General features: G+C 49.1%; 14 protein-coding genes. 6 read left to right on the forward strand and 8 right to left on the reverse strand.

Annotation, left to right across the window (positions count from 1 at the left end; translation table 11 throughout):
• Positions 1 to 21: 21 nt before the first annotated feature.
• The gene (locus tag LLG46_11685) at positions 22 to 387 is read right to left on the reverse strand and encodes a hypothetical protein (GenBank protein ID MCE5323960.1); all 366 of its coding nucleotides are present in this window, start codon (positions 385 to 387) and stop codon (positions 22 to 24) included.
• A gap of 213 nt (positions 388 to 600) precedes the next feature.
• On the opposite strand from LLG46_11685, the gene rpsT reads away from it, so the two are divergent.
• From rpsT to LLG46_11700, 3 genes are all read left to right on the forward strand, one after another.
• Positions 601 to 873, forward strand: a complete 273-nt coding sequence (rpsT, locus tag LLG46_11690) for a 30S ribosomal protein S20 (GenBank protein ID MCE5323961.1) — start codon at positions 601 to 603, stop codon at positions 871 to 873.
• A gap of 91 nt (positions 874 to 964) precedes the next feature.
• Positions 965 to 1,867: an AAC(3) family N-acetyltransferase gene (locus tag LLG46_11695; protein MCE5323962.1), complete on the forward strand. Its 903-nt coding sequence runs from the start codon at positions 965 to 967 to the stop codon at positions 1,865 to 1,867.
• A 9-nt stretch (positions 1,868 to 1,876) separates the two neighbouring features.
• Entirely contained in the window at positions 1,877 to 2,197 is a 321-nt protein-coding gene (locus LLG46_11700) for a cupin domain-containing protein (GenBank protein ID MCE5323963.1), read from the forward strand.
• Between the two features lies 1 nt (position 2,198).
• Here the strand turns inward: LLG46_11700 and LLG46_11705 are convergent, their stop codons facing one another.
• Positions 2,199 to 2,978, reverse strand: a complete 780-nt coding sequence (locus tag LLG46_11705; protein MCE5323964.1) for a sugar phosphate isomerase/epimerase — start codon at positions 2,976 to 2,978, stop codon at positions 2,199 to 2,201.
• 119 nt (positions 2,979 to 3,097) lie between these two features.
• On the opposite strand from LLG46_11705, the gene LLG46_11710 reads away from it, so the two are divergent.
• On the forward strand, positions 3,098 to 3,469 hold the full coding sequence (locus LLG46_11710) for a hypothetical protein (protein MCE5323965.1): 372 nt from the start codon (positions 3,098 to 3,100) through the stop codon (positions 3,467 to 3,469).
• A 238-nt stretch (positions 3,470 to 3,707) separates the two neighbouring features.
• Here the strand turns inward: LLG46_11710 and LLG46_11715 are convergent, their stop codons facing one another.
• A complete protein-coding gene (locus tag LLG46_11715) occupies positions 3,708 to 5,042 on the reverse strand; it encodes a thymidine phosphorylase (protein ID MCE5323966.1) in 1,335 nt (444 codons plus the stop codon).
• Positions 5,043 to 5,202: 160 nt separating this feature from the next.
• Here LLG46_11715 and LLG46_11720 point away from each other — a divergent pair, with 160 nt between their 5' ends.
• Positions 5,203 to 5,838, forward strand: coding sequence for a hypothetical protein (locus tag LLG46_11720; GenBank protein ID MCE5323967.1), 636 nt, complete (start codon positions 5,203 to 5,205; stop codon positions 5,836 to 5,838).
• Between the two features lies 1 nt (position 5,839).
• Here LLG46_11720 and LLG46_11725 read toward each other — a convergent pair whose 3' ends face one another.
• Positions 5,840 to 8,197: a hypothetical protein gene (locus LLG46_11725; protein MCE5323968.1), complete on the reverse strand. Its 2,358-nt coding sequence runs from the start codon at positions 8,195 to 8,197 to the stop codon at positions 5,840 to 5,842.
• 263 nt (positions 8,198 to 8,460) lie between these two features.
• Positions 8,461 to 9,390, reverse strand: coding sequence for a DUF4974 domain-containing protein (locus LLG46_11730; GenBank protein ID MCE5323969.1), 930 nt, complete (start codon positions 9,388 to 9,390; stop codon positions 8,461 to 8,463).
• A gap of 148 nt (positions 9,391 to 9,538) precedes the next feature.
• On the opposite strand from LLG46_11730, the gene LLG46_11735 reads away from it, so the two are divergent.
• Positions 9,539 to 10,534, forward strand: a complete 996-nt coding sequence (locus tag LLG46_11735) for a methyltransferase domain-containing protein (protein ID MCE5323970.1) — start codon at positions 9,539 to 9,541, stop codon at positions 10,532 to 10,534.
• Between the two features lie 84 nt (positions 10,535 to 10,618).
• Here the strand turns inward: LLG46_11735 and LLG46_11740 are convergent, their stop codons facing one another.
• The 3 genes from LLG46_11740 to LLG46_11750 all read right to left on the reverse strand — a co-directional run bounded on the left by LLG46_11740 (position 10,619) and on the right by LLG46_11750 (position 15,378).
• Positions 10,619 to 12,073: a C39 family peptidase gene (locus LLG46_11740; protein MCE5323971.1), complete on the reverse strand. Its 1,455-nt coding sequence runs from the start codon at positions 12,071 to 12,073 to the stop codon at positions 10,619 to 10,621.
• Between the two features lie 224 nt (positions 12,074 to 12,297).
• The gene (locus LLG46_11745; protein ID MCE5323972.1) at positions 12,298 to 13,749 is read right to left on the reverse strand and encodes a C39 family peptidase; all 1,452 of its coding nucleotides are present in this window, start codon (positions 13,747 to 13,749) and stop codon (positions 12,298 to 12,300) included.
• 180 nt (positions 13,750 to 13,929) lie between these two features.
• The gene (locus tag LLG46_11750; GenBank protein ID MCE5323973.1) at positions 13,930 to 15,378 is read right to left on the reverse strand and encodes a C39 family peptidase; all 1,449 of its coding nucleotides are present in this window, start codon (positions 15,376 to 15,378) and stop codon (positions 13,930 to 13,932) included.
• Between the last annotated feature and the right edge of the window lie 352 nt (positions 15,379 to 15,730).

Below are 15,730 nucleotides of genomic sequence, written 5' to 3' on the forward strand. Positions count from 1 at the left end.
TTATTGCTAAACTTGCCCCTGTTAGCTGGCAGCATACCATGCAAACGGGCTTTCCTTTATAATCATTCTGGCAGGTTCCTTGGGGGTGTTCTCCACCAATATCGCCTGACCCGCTTCTTCTTTTTCGACTTTGTATCGACTGCCATCACCATCAACCAGAGCGCCCTTCACCACACTGAGCGCCTGATCGAAGCAGCCCTTGTTGACAATGATCGGATGCGAAGAGCTCAGGTTCTGGAAACCAAGCCCTGCCTCCGTAAGGAGCTTCTTCACTTCCACAAATACTTTGCCGCGAGAGCTGTCGTTCTCGATTACGGCCTGTACTTCAGTCTTTCCAAACCGTGTCGAAACACGCGCGTTTTTTCCAAGCTTGCCTTTTTCAGCCACTAAAATCCACCTCGTTAATCAATTCCGGCACGCGAATACGTTTCCGATTAATATCTGCTGGTTACCCGCTGACTTGCAGGTAAATAATTATACCACGGTCATGCAATTTTGCGCAATATCAACCTGGTCTCATTTTCTATTGCACTTTCTACGCAGAAGTGTTATACTAGCAAGGTTATCGATCCTATGGCAGGGACAGGGGGTGAGACCTAGTTGCCGAATATCAAGTCAGTTGTTAAAGACGTCAAGAAGTCTCGCGAGCTCAGGCTGCGAAATTTGGATACAAGGTCCAAGATCAAGACCTTTGTAAAAAAGACCAAAGCTGCACAGGATGCATCAGCAGATAATGGCGCCGAGCTGCTCAATGAGACTGTGAGCATAGTAGATAAGGCAGCAAAGCGCGGCATTATTCATCCGAACGCGGCTGCAAGACGCAAGTCCAGGCTTATGAAGCGTGCCGCTTTCAAGGCAAATGCACAGTCATAGCCGACGTCGATTATAGAATTTTCCAGACTGAGAGGTAAGCGCTGCTGCCTCTCTTTCTCTTTGTACGTTTTGTGTTGTGGGTTTCGGACAGATGGTCACCAAGAAACATATTGAGGATGGACTTCAAAAAATCAGGCTGAGCACTGGCGATGTTGTCGTAGTTCACAGTTCGCTGTCGAGTTTTGGTAATGTAGATGGTGGAGCCGACACTGTAATCGATGCTTTGCTGGATGTCATCGGTGAGCAGGGTACACTCGTAGTGCCGACATACACATACGGTCTGGATATATTTGACCCTCAGACATCCACATCATTGTGCGGAGCAATCACCGAGGCCGTCCGCATGCACCCAAATGCACTTCGCAGCCTGCACCCCACCCACTCTATCGCAGCCATAGGCGCACTGGCAGATATGATTACCACGGGTCACGAAAAAGTCCATTCATTTGCTCGTGGGTCTGCATTGTTCAATGCACTGCAGTCTCGGGCTAAGGTCCTCCTGCTGGGAGTATCTCACACATCAAATTCGATGATCCATGTGGCTGAGGAGATCGCTAATCTGCCGTATCTTGACCGGTCAAGACATATCGAGTTCAAGAATGTGCAGGGCAAAGCCGTTCAAAAATGGGTGCGCAGACCCGGCTGCAGCCAGGGTTTCGGTGCGATTGAAGAAGTGCTGGATGAGCATGACGCCATACGTGAGACGACCATCGGTGAGTGCCGTGCGCGGATTATGACAGCGAGGTCGGTCGTCGAGGCAGCACTGGAGATACTTAAGATGAACCCGGAAGGTCTTCTATGCGAGAGGCCGGACTGCGAGGCATGCGCCCAGGCCAGGGCAATGGTCGAAGCGACAGAGGTCGAAAATCAGGACAAAGAAATAATCGAGATGGCCGAGGAAGAAGAACGGGTCAGGCGCGCTATACAGAAGCGTCTGCAGGGCGGCGAAGTCAAATTCTTTGATGCCGACGACGAATATACTTCGCCAAATTAGGAGGGAAATGTGCACTTTTGCAAATTAAGCGATTTGGAACTGCGTCAAATGCTCCCCGGATGCAATGCTCGATTCATTCATACAGACAATATGACTGTCTCCTATTGGAACCTTGACGGGGGAGCTGTAATACCGCCTCACAAGCATCCACATGAACAGGTGACCAGTCTGATAGAGGGCAAGCTCGAAATGAGTGTCGGTGGCGAGTGCAAGACAATAGAGCCGGGTGAGATAGTCATCATCCCCGGAGATGTCGAACACAGCGTCAATGCGCTTACGCCCTGCTATGTGATAGACGCATTCTATCCCGCAAGAGACGACTATAGATAACTTAGGACCTAGTCAGAAAATCGCACGACTGATGGATCAGGCTAATCGCATCATCGCCATGGTTTGCAAGCTCTATGCACATAAACGTATCCTGCGGCAGAGCACGTAGTTCCGTCATCACCGCGTTCCAGTCTATATTGCCCTCACCCGGCGGCAGATGAAGGTCCTCCTTGCCAAGGTTGTCGTTAATGTGGAGTTCGATTATAAGATCACAAAACTCACGCAGGTAATCCTCGACAGGCACACCATCAAGAGCCTTGCTGCGATTGGCATGACCGGTGTCTATGCATATCCCCAACCCCGGGACCGAACCGATAACATCGAGTGCGTGCCTCATCATAGCGATACCTGTGCGTCCAGAGTTTTCAAATGCGAGCATAATTCCAGAGTCTGCAGCGAACTTGCATATATCGCGCAGGGTTTGTGGTGACGGCGGATTATCACAGTGTTCCAGTCCGAATGTGGCCGAGTGAACCACCAGCACGCTGCCACTGAAACTTGCAACCATCGGTATCTCGGCCATGAGCTTGTCATAGTCCCACTCGAACTGGTTTGTGTGGCAGGTCAGAAATTTTGCCTTTTTACCAATCTCACGAATCTGCTCGATTGCTTGCTGTGTATACGGCTTGTAATTATACTCGGAAAGAAAAACCTCTACACCCAGCCCGTCGTCTACAATTGCTTTTGCACAGTCAGCAACCGGCATGCAATCGCTGTTGGGATCATCATGAGGGAAAAACACATAAACAGATGCGCTGAGGTTGCTCTTAATATCGCTCATTATACTCTCCTGCTAAATTGGCAAACTTAACTATACGACGAGCACGGTAGTAATCCCTCTTTACTCCGGCGGTAAACCCTGCAATAATAGTCTGGTTAATAACATGCTGGAGGTCATTTATGCCGAACACCATCAAAATCACAGCCGGATCGGTCACACAGACCGCCACCCTAAACGACAGCGAATGTGCCAAGAAAATATGGAATGCGCTGCCCATAGAAGCCAACGGCAGCACATGGGGTGATGAGATATATTTTGAAATCCCCGTAGACTGCGACCGAGAAAACCCAAAAGAGACAGTTGAACTAGGCGACCTGGCCTATTGGCTGGCCGGAAGCTGTTTTTGCATATTTTTTGGACCGACGCCTATGAGCCGCGGCAGTGAGATCAGACCCGCAAGCGCAGTGGAGGTATTCGGCAAACTTGACGGCGACCCGAATGAGTTCAAAAAAGTGCACAGCGGACAGAAAGTTGTTATTACAAAAGAATAATCGCATTTGGGAACCATCTTGTTCCATCTATCGTAGTTATGAATGAAGCAACAACGACCTTCTTTTAATTCTACCTCCTTTCTCATGCCCTGACCGACTTGGTCAGGGCTTATTTTTTGCCTGTACGATTTTAATATTTTCATATACCGGGAACGTACAAAATGTGATATGCGTAAAATATAGTGACTAAAGATACTGGTTATCTTTTCTCCTTTCTCCTCCTTTCCTTCGACCCCGGTCAAAAGAGATCGGGGCTCTTTTTTTGTACCGACTCATATATCACCTCATGTATGAGCGGTGGAACTTGCGGCATATCTCCTATGACATATGCATTACAAACAGCCAATGCAGCCCCAGCAGCCTTTGACTCATCGTTATAGTGCAGCCTTGCCATTGTCTCGCCTTTCTCAACTCTGTCGCCCAGTTTTTTCATCACCATAATGCCCACCGCCGGGTCAATCGAGTCTTCTTTACGTTCACGTCCTGCGCCAAGCATACATGCCGCTCTGCCTATCTGAGCGCAATCGATCATAGATACAAAACCCGATTCCTTGCTCACAACATCGGCTGTGTTTTTTGCCTGAGGAAGCAGAGTAGTGTCATCAATCACTGCAGGATTGCCGTCCTGCGCAGATATAATCTGAGCAAACTTCTTCAGCGCACCGCCACTGACGAGCGATTCAGAAGCCATTGCACGCGCTTCGTCTTCGGACTTGCACTGTTCAGCCATGTATAAGATTATTGCAGATATTTCTACACACAAACTCCTAAAATCATCCGGTCCGCCGCCTTTAAGAGTGTCAATCGCCTCGACGACCTCCAAAGAATTGCCTACTGCATAACCCAACGGCTGATTCATATCAGTGATGGCAGCGCCGACTTTTCGACCCAGGTTTGTGCCTATTGCGATCATAGTTTGGGCAAGCTCTCTGGCCCGAGGCAGGTCATGCATAAACGCTCCCGAGCCGACCTTGACGTCCAGCAGGATAATATCACTCGAGCATGCAATCTTCTTGCTCATAATGCTTGCAGCGATGAGCGGTATGTTCTCGACCGTCCCGGTGACGTCTCGCAGAGCATAAATTTTCTTATCGGCAGGCACTATATCATGCGTCTGGCCTGCAATCGCCGCACCTATATCGTTCACCTGCCTCACAAACCTCTCTGGAGAAATGGCAGTGTTGAAGCCGGGTATGGATTCGAGCTTATCGAGAGTCCCGCCTGTGAATCCAAGTCCTCTGCCGGACATTTTCGGCACAGCCAGTCCGCATGACGCCAGGATCGGGATTACGACTAATGTAGTTTTGTCCCCCACTCCGCCTGTGCTGTGCTTGTCCACCTTTGTATTAGTTATTGCCGATAAGTTTAACACTTCGCCGCTCGCGATCATTGCCTTGGTCATAGCCGAGGTCTCGGCAAAGCTCATGCCGTTGATGAACGCAGCCATCAGAAATGCAGACATCTGATAATCAGGCACAGCCCCGGATGCGTAATCCAGCACTATTCTGGATATTTCTTCATTAGTAAGCTCACGTCGGTCTCTTTTGGAGGCGATTATATCTTGTATTGTCATATGTCAATTCCTCAAATAGTTGAAAGCTGGAAAGCAAAAAAGCAGATTCCTCGACTTCGCTCGGAATGACTGAATTTGAAATGCTGTGCTAACAAACTAGATTTTACCAGGAAGCAGGATACAGTCAAGCGGAAATTGAAGTTGGGAGTCGGAGGTCGGAATGCGCTGCATATCAGTGATAGCGATACTTTTTTTGGCAATATCTCTACCCACATGTGCGCAAGTCAGCGTACCGCAGGGGTCTATCGACAAACTCAGCAGCACATTTTCGATTACTCGCGACAAACTCTGGGAATTAAACGATGAGTTCTGGCACGAGGGCGAGTTCGAGCGGTGCATTGCCATGATGCGTCTAATAACGCGGATCGACCCGCATGACACACAGGCATACAGCGACGGCGCATGGCTGATGCAAAACCAGCTCAGGGACGATGAGGCCGAAGTATTTCTGCTTGAAGGCCTTGCGAATAACGGCGATGTGTATGATCTATACTTCGAGCTCGGGTATTATTATTATCTTCACGAAAGGTTCGATGAAGCAATAGACTATCTGATCGCAGCCTCCACATTCGATGCGCCTATGACGACCTGGCATACCCTCGCCCATGCATATGAGCTTGCGGGCTATGTCGATTCGTCTCTGGGGGTATGGGCATATCGAAATTCGGTTGACCCGGAGAACCCGGTTCCTCCAATGCAAATTGAAAGGATATTGAGCGGCGGACCGGCATCGGGCGTGCCGAGGTTTATGTCTCAAGCCAGGCAGGAGCGAAAAGCCAGAGCCGGAATGAAATAAGTTAGTCGATCACATTCAAGACAGTCCCGGTTTGCTCAGGCGCAAGAATTCCATCAAGGATGGTCAGCGAACCTGCAGTCAAAGAAGTGCCGGTCGTCGGTCTTACATAGACATACTGGTTATTTCCACTCACCCCGGCGCAGGATCTGAGCTTCCACAATCCATCATCAGCCGCCTCCGGATAACCCCACAACTGAACAAGCAGCCCATAACAGAGTTTGTTTGACATCGCCGTCGCCATATTAACACCTAATGGTCTTGGAAGCGATTCGCCCTGGCAAACCGTCTTAACAGAGGTCGACTGAATATATTTCTCACCGGCAGTATTCGTGCTCAAGATGCCGGTTATGTCGACTCTGTCGCCTGATGTTACTTCAGCGCCTGACACGACTTTCAAACCGCATGCTCTATTGTCGTCCTCAATGTAGAATGAATCGCTCATAGTTGCAGTCACAATTTTATTGGTAATGCTCACCGACAGACCATCGCTTACACTCTTTACATTGCCGATAGGTGTCGAAGCATCCACGGTAATGCCGTCGGAGGCGGTGGTCTCGCTCCAGACACCGCTTGTATTTTCGGCCTCGACGTATACATAGTAAGTGCAACCGTCGATCATGGACAGACAAATATTCGCATCTGTCTGCTTTCCGGCGGAAGTCCAGTCTCTGACATAACCCGAGCCCCTGTCGACCGGTGACGTGCCGACTGCATATTTGTATTGAGCTATCTGGGTCTCGGAATCGACAGCGCTCCATGAGGCATGCAGGCTGCCTGTGTTGTTTGTGTATTGGCCGTCATCCTGCACGGATTCCACAACAGGCGCGGTATCATCGGCAAGGACGACTACACTCAGTGTGCACACAGGCGACAAATTGCCCACAGTGTTTTGCGCGTACACATCGATCGAATGCTCACCGGGAGCGACACCAGTTATTTCAAAGCTGAAATATTCAAGCGGCGAATCGAACGTGCCGTCACTGGCTGCGGCACTCGTCCATGTGCCGCCGTCGATGCTATACTCCACACCAGTGATTGTATTGATCGTGACAAGTGTAAAAGATGGTGAGTTGCAGGGTATGTCATATGCCGTTCCGCTAAAGTGGAGAGTGCTATTTTTTGTCGAGCTGCCGTCTTGACATGTGGCGCTGCAGTCGACAGACGTGTCTATCGGGTCTAATATACTGTCTTCGTCAGTATCCAGCCAGCCTATCTGCCCACGAGTGTAGCTGCACAGATTATCTGAGCAGTCCCTCATAACACACGACACGCTGTCGGGATTATTATACGAGCAGTTTGCGTTTGCGATGCCGAGATAACCGTATGAACCGAAATCGCAGCATGAATAGCTTCCACAGTATTCGTCCGCCGCACCGAATATATGGCCTACTTCATGCCTAAAGACCTGGTCCATGCGGCTGTGTCCCCAAGAGCCGCAGTCATATGTCATCACCACCATCGGGCCGTTTCTGTATGCAAAGCTGTATGCTCCGTCCGGGAAACATCCATCGGTGTCGTTATAGCTGTCTGCCACATAGACACAAAAACCCCAGTCGGTATCATACTTCGTCCTCATGTCGTTTATATAAGCTAGAGTCAAACTCGTCCCATTTGCGTATATGTCATAATAACCCAGCGTGCCCAGCGTGTTCACTATCCATGCATCTGAAAATATCGAACTGATCTCAATCGGCTCATACTCACAAGTCGCGCCCAAATTTTCCAACGGCACATCATAATATACTGTCAGGCGAGCCTTTCCCTCCGATTTGTCGATCCACCAGTCCATCCCCTGCACAATCTTCGCGAGCACTGAATCTATGCGCTCCTGCGACCAATTCTCGGAACCACCATTGCTTTCGGGCAGTATTATTCCGACCGCAACCGAGCCTATCATATAACTACTGGTCTGATAATATCCCGGCGCCAGGGATGAATATTCGGAGCCGGATTCCTCGGATGAAAGCGTAATGACATCATTATCAGGCAGCGACACATCCCCAGCAGCAGAAAAAAGTGAAATATGAGGAGCACACAGTGAATTGAAAACGTCCAGACCTCGTATGGAATTGGGGTCCAGATCGGCAAAATTTTCAGGACTTGTCGCCTGGGTAAGGACGGCTCGCACTTGTGGAAGATCGAGTTGAAAAGGTGAATCTACATCGCATATCAACACTTGTGGCGCGAAAACATGCCTGACCGCTGCGCCCATATGCTCAACACTTTTGACCGCGGCCAAACAATCATCTCTGCTGTTTGTGTTCAAGACTACACATACCGTGTCCCCCATGACAACAGATGTCACCAACGACAGCACAGCAATCAATTTTATACGCCATATTGCGCGCAACCAGCCCAATAGTCACCCTCCAGAGGATAGTAATAGCATACAGACACTGTGTTGTCAAGCAAATCTATAAAAACACTATTCTCTGGCAATATGCATAAGGTTGCGTTCACATAGCCCGGATTATGTACCTCTCGAATAATGCGGGTCTCCGAGAGCATTATTCACGTTCCTCGTGAATAATGTAGGATAGCGGTCAGCTATACATAACGAAACGGAACCTGCATGCCCTGCAGGCTCCGTTCACATAAACCAGTCTCCAATGCAACTATTGCTTAGTCTTGTGACTCTTCCTTCATTTCCTCCGCAACAGCTTTTGCATCCTCTTGAAGTATTTCCCTTTGCTCAGCAGTTATCATCGACATCGTCTGCATATTTAATTTCAGCATGGCGCGTCTCTGTTCTTGAGGCATATTAAAGAGCATGTCGGTCTGCCTTGAGACCATCAGCTTGATGGAATCCGGATTCGCGTTCAACATTGTCTGCATCACAGCGCTCATATACTCCGGTCCAATGTTATTCATCATATCCAGATTGGCAATAATCGCCTGCTCCCTCTCCTCAGGACTCATGCTCATAAAAAGGTCCATCTGTTCCTTCGCACTATCTTTGAATTTATTAACCGCCTTATTATCCTCAGCTTTTTTTGCTGCTACAGCGGCATCATTGGTTATGACATAGACAAGCTGCAGACCCTCTTTATTGACAACCGTATCCAATGCGGCTTGCACACCAGCATCGTTTTCGCTGTGGAGCATGCATTTTTTGCTTGATGAGCCTGCAATGACAATATCAGGAAAGCTAAGACCAGAAGCGAGACGAATTGTGGCAGCCAACCTGTCCGGTTGTTCGAGCAACTTTGACTTGGGATCGATATAAACCTTGCGCCAATCCAACTTTTCCGTCTTGCATATCGTCTCCAAAATCGTCTGCAGAGGCAATTCACTGAGCAAGAAAGTCATATTGTTCTTCACACTCGATTCAACGACTATCTTCTGCTTCGATTTCTCGGCAAGTGTCTTGAACACATCTGCGGCATCCATATCCTTTGCATCGATAGAGATTTTTACCTCGTCAGACGTGGCTGCAGCCTCAGCAGCACTATCTTTTGCTTCTGTCTTAATCTCATTTGCCGCAAATGCTCCAGCACCCACTGCCAATATCATCGCAAACGCCAAGTAAACACCCAGACATTTCATCATCATAGATATCCCCTTGCATGCTCACATTGTGAGTTGATAATAGATAATTCGTGATCGCGAGTAATCATCCTGCTATTTATATACAGAAGGAGTTCACTAATAGTCATGGGAAATAGCAAGTATCTACTGATTGTGAGGAACCAACTCCGTAATGATAAGTGAGAGCAAACTATCCATACTTCGATGTCCGGTTTGCAAGAAAGACTTATGTCAGGAACAAAACTATCTGGTATGCACTGATTGTCACACCAAATTTCCCGTCATAGACAATATCGTTGTGTTCCTTACAAGAGATGACCTCACGAATTTCCTTGGCGAAGCCTGGGGCAGCGAGTTAAAGAAAGAAAATCATGGCAATTTTGCCTCAAATGAGGATACACCTGACTATTTGGAGAGTATTTGCAAGGATGCCGCAAAAACAGTCAACAGATCGCGTTGGCTGGCCACTGCTCCCGGCTTATCCGAATCAGAAAGGAAAAAAGCAGAAGAGGCAACCTGGCCGTTCATCGATCTGGATATGCCTGAAGAAGCAAAAAAAGCTATAGCCAAAAGCAGAGAAAGAGTGGTTGAACTCTCAAGAGCATCATCTGCAAAAAGGGTTCTGGACTGGCCCACAGGACCAGGATATTGCCTGCATTATCTGGCAAACCATGTTTCTCCCCAAACACTGGTAGTGGCACTCGATGTCAATTTCGGCATGCTTGCACGGAGAAAGATCTATTTTGATGAGTACGGCCTATCGGATAATGTGCTGCTTGTGGCTGCTGACGCAAGGAATATGCCGTTTGTGGACAATACATTCTCTTCGGTAACGGTATGGGGAGGCACGATCGAAATTGAAAATGCAGAAGCAGGTTTCAAAGAAACACATAGAGTCCTCGAAAGTGGCGGATGGGTTGGAGTATCCGGCGATCAGTATAGTGAAAACTCCGCAAGCATCGAAATTTGTAAAAAACTGGGGCTTTATTCGCTTGCAACAAGAAACCGACTCGAATCCACTATGAAGCGAATTGGCTTTAATAACCTTGAATATGAAATATTGTTCGAGGGATATGATATGGACCTGGATACACCCGATGAAGACAGATGCCCTTTGCCTGCACGTGGGGATTGGTATCAGCATATAGCTGCATCCGTGCAAAAATAGCTATTACACACAACATGGTTTTATTATAGCGGAGCCTGTTTGGGTAAACAGGCTCCGCTCGATAATAGTTTCTTTGTAGGAAACCTAGTTCGGTGTAACCCAGACTCGCAGTGCTTCGAGTCGTTTGCCCTGTCCTGTAGTTCCCGCAACTGTGCCGTTCGAGACAACAGGCATCCAGCCGATGTCCTGAACATGAGCCTGATAGCTGACCGAATAACCTGCGCCGCAGGTTATTGCGATTGCTTCCATCTGCTTGTTAATGCCGGTGGTGCCGGCCATCGTTCCATTCGAGACCCAAGGCTGCCAATCAAAACCATCGCCTATATGGACACTATAATGTATATCAGTGTTCGGTGATGATATGCAAATTGCCTGTATCGCCTTACTTTGACCCGTCGTGCCAGCAGTTTCTCCGTCCTTGACCCAATCCTGCCACCCAACGTATGGGACATGTGCCGAATACTGCACGTGTGTGCCCGTTCCGGGATTGGGAGCATCGCCAGGCAGGTTGTTAAGATCGACGAGCCATATCTTAAGCGCTTCAAGACGCTTCCCCATACCCGTAGTTCCGGCCGTAGCGCCATCGCAAACGACAGGCAGCCAGCTATAGTCTTGAACTTGAGCCTGGTAATACACCTTATAGCCATCACCAGGTGCAATCTGAATAGCTTCAATTTGCTGAGCAAGACCAGTAGTTCCTGCAACCTCTCCATCACCTACCCAGTTTTGCCAGCCGACACCGCTAACGTGAGTGCTGTAATAGATATTTGTTCTTGGCGAGTAGATGCAAATGGCTTCCATTCTCTTCAGCTGCCCCACAGTCCCTGTCAATGCGCCACCTTCGACCCAGCTCTGCCAGCCAACATTTTGAACATGTGAAGTGTACTGAATGAATGTGTCTACTCCCGGACTAGGCCGGGCAGGCGGAGGCTGCGGCGGATTGTAGAAACCTTTTATGACCCCGCAGCCCACGGCGTTCATCGCGTTAATCATATCGTAGTCACTGTAATATTTGTGCTCACCTAAGTAGGTGCCCGGATCATTACATATGAGGTAGTTATCGCCATACCCAACCGCCGCAATATAGTGGCCACCGGTGTAGGAATAGCCACGATTACTCAGATAGCCGGCATATACATGAACCAACACCGGCCTTCCGGCAGCGATTTCGCTCTTGACCGATGCAAGAGTAGACGTGGTCTGATAGGCATAATCAACATGGAAGACACCATGCGCGGCGCTGGTAAGTTGGCTCAGGCTGGTTCCATTCATGTCGTTGCCGCTGGTATCACCGCCCAGATAGCTCCACACATCTATCATGTCCTGCGGTGTAGGTGTTCCGTTGGAGTTCGATATGCCATGCACATAACGGCAGCACATGCTCAGCGACGCGGGACCGCAAGAGCCATGTCCGCAAGTGCCGTCGTTCCAAAACTGCTGGAGGAACGGAACTTCTAAAACTACGTCCGTATATGCCGGCACAACCGACATAACAAAAATTGCAACCAATAGCATCACAATTACTTTTAGCTTGTTCATCTGTTACTCTCTCCCTTCAAATTGGAAAATGCTATCTAAGAAGCAAATTTCAAATCTGAGCACCACCTCCTTTTGATGCATCTCGAGAGCCGAACAAAAAAGACATGCTTCTAAATGGTCTTCTTCGCACTCAATAATGTTGAGGAATCTAGCCCGCATTATTCACGAGGAACGTGAATAATGCTCTCGGAGACCCGGATTATGCGCGAAGTGCATGATCCGCGCTAGATCGGGGTGATCCAGATCCGCAGCGCTTCTAGACGTCTGTCCTGACCTGTAGTTCCTGCAACAGCGCCGTTGGATACGACCGACATCCAGCCTATGCCCTCCACATGAGCCTGATAGCTAACGGAATATCCTGCGTCGACGGTAATTTGAACAGCCTCAATCCTCTTTGAAAGACCGGTGGTACCAGCCAATGCGCCGTTCGACACCCAGTTTTGCCAACCAAAGTTTTCTACATGAGCACGATAAGAAACAGTAGTGTTGGGCGAATATATACACAGGCCTTCCATCCGTTTGGCTTGATATGGAATGCCGCACTCTGCTCCGTCCATTACCCAACTCTGCCAGCCATAATCCTGAACGTGCGCCGAATACTGAATATGCGTGCCCGCTCCGGGGTCCGGCCTGTTACCAGGCAGATCGTTAAGGTCAATGAGCCAAATCTTGAGCGCTTCAAGTCGTCTGTCCTGGCCTGTCGTGCCCGCTATTGCCTCATTACAAACAGGAGCCTGCCAGCCTATTCCCTCCACATAAGCCTGATAGTAGACCGAATATCCTTCACCGACCCCTATTCTCACGGCTTCGATTCTTTGTCCAAGACCTGTCACACCGGAGAGGTCTCCATCGTAAACCCAATCCTGCCAGCCGTAGAAGCCTATATGGGCACAGTAAGAGACTTCCGTGTCGGGTGAATATATACACAAGCCTTCCATCCGTTTGGCCTGGTATGTAGTGCCGCAATCTGCTCCGTCCATAACCCAACTCTGCCAGCCGTAATCTTGAACATGCGCCACATATTGGATATGTCTACCCGCGCCCGGGTTGGGTCGGGACGGTGGAGGCCACGGCGGATTGTAGAAGCCTTTTATAACACCGCAGCCTACGGCGTTCATCGCGTTGATCATATCGTAGTCACTGTAATATTTGTGCTCACCTAAGTAGGTGCCCGGATCATTACATATGAGGTAGTTGTCGCCATACCCGACCGCCGCAATATAGTGGCCACCGGTGTAGGAATAACCGCGATTGCTCAAATATCCGGCCCAAACATGAACCAGCACCGGCCTACCTGCTGCAATCTCGCTCTTGACCGATGCAAGAGTAGACGTAGTCTGATAAGCGTAATTTACGCTGAAAACGCCATGCGCGGCACTGGTAAGTTGGCTGAGGCTGGTTCCATTCATGTCGTTGCCACTGGTGTCACCGCCCAGATAGCTCCAGATGTTAATCATATCCTGCGGCGTAGGATTCCCGTTTGTGCCGGATTGACTATAAACATAGCGGCAGCACATTGTCAGCGATGCCGGACCGCAAGACCCATGTCCGCAAGTACCGTCATTCCAAAACTGTTGAAGGAACGGAACGTCTAAAATCACGTCCGTATATGCCGGCACAACCGACGCAGCAAAAACTACAACCAACAGCGCAACGATTACTCTTAGCTTGTTCATCTGTCACTCTCTCCCTTCAAATTGGAAAATGCTATCTACAACACTACAAATGCGTTAAGAAGCAAATTTCAAATCTGAGCACCACCTCCTTTTGATGCATCTCGTCAACATTGAACAAGCCGAAGTCTGCCTTTCTGCAGACTTCGGTCGTAATCATATCAATACTGTCTATGGTGGAACCTAAGTCGGGGTAATCCAAACTCGAAGCGCCTCAAGTCGTTTGCCGGCAATTCCGGCTACACCGCCATCAGAATAAACGGACATCCAGCCGTAGTCCTGAACATGCGCCTGGTAGCTGACCGAATACCCCTCGCCGACTGTTATCACTATAGCTTGCACCGGCTTATTAATGCCGGTAGTACCTGATAATGCTCCATCCGATACCCAGCCTTGCCAGCCAAAGCCTTCTCCCACATAGACACTGTAATTAACAGTGGTATTCGGCGAGGACATACACACAGCTTCAATTGCCTTTGACAACCCCACCGTGCCGGCAGTCGAACCGTCCTGAACCCAGTCCTGCCATCCATAGTTCTGAACATGCGCCACATATTGTATATGCGTTCCTGCCCCGGGATCGGGCGCAGAGTCCGGCAGATTACTTAGATCAATTATCCAAGCCTGGAATGCTTCCATACGCTTATTCTGCCCGGTTGTTCCTGCAACAGTCCCATTAGAAACAACTCCCAGCCATCCGTAGTCCTGAACGTAAGCCTGGTAGTATACCGAATACCCCTCGCCGACTGTCAGCCGTATGGCCTCTATCTTCTGCCCAAGACCTGTAGTGCCGGATAGTTCTCCGTCATATTTCCAGTCCTGCCAGCCGTAGTTTCCGACATACGAACTGTAATAAACTGAAGTGTTTGGAGAGGTCATACATATCCCTTCCAATCGCTTGCTCTGGTTTGCCGTACCAGCAAGTCCGCCGTCCATTGTCCAATTTTGCCAACCGATGTCCTGAACGTATCCTACATACTGAATGTGTGGACCTACACCGGGGTTAGGCGTAGCTGGAGGAGGCTGCACGGGGTTGTAGAAACCTTTGATTACACCACATCCCACCGCATTCATTGCGTTGATCATGTCGGCGTTGCTGTAGTATTTGTGCTCACCGAGATATGTTCCCGGATCGTTGCAGATGAGGTAATTGTCATTATAGCCAACCGCCGCAATGTAATGGCCTCCGGTATAGGAATAGCCGCGATTGCTCAAATAACCGGCATATACATGAACTAATACAGGTTTTCCGGCAGCGATTTCACTCTTGACCGACGCAAGGGAAGAAGTGGTCTGGTAGGCATTGCCGATGCTGAAAACACTATGAGCGGCGCTGGTCAACTGGCCGAGGCTTGTACCGCCGGCATCGTTGCCGTCAAGACTGCCGCCCAAATAACTCCAGATATTTATCATATCCTGGGGCGAGGGTGTCCCGAGGGCACCGCACTGACCGAAAATGTAGCGGCAGCACATGGTTAGCGATGCGGGTCCGCATGAAGTACTGCCGCATGCGCCGCCGTTCCAGAACTGATAAAGAAACGGCACGCCTAAAATCACGTCCGCATATGCCGACACAGCCGACAACATTAAGACTAAAGCCAGCAGTAGTACTATTGCTCTAAACTTGTTCATCTGACGACTTCTCTCCTTTAGATTAGAAAATGCTTGCAACACTACGATTGACTTCGATCCCCACATTATTCACGAGGCGTGAACAATGCTCTCGGAGCCCCGGTTATGCGCTTCCCGCATAATCCGGGCTAAAGCAAATTTCAAATCCCGCATCGCCTCCTTTTGATGCTTTTCGTTTGGGTGTACCGAATCCAAACGAAAATATTCGGCCGTACGCTAACCAATCAACTGCTATTACAATCTCGCTTTTTCCGACCAGTGTTCTCTACTAGAGCCCGCCGGCACTCGGCGAATTATACTTCACAATTAAAAATGTGTCAACTAGATATATATCCTGTAATATATTATGTAT

This window comes from bacterium (assembly GCA_021371935.1).
Taxonomy (GTDB): domain Bacteria; phylum Armatimonadota; class UBA5829; order UBA5829; family UBA5829; genus UBA5829.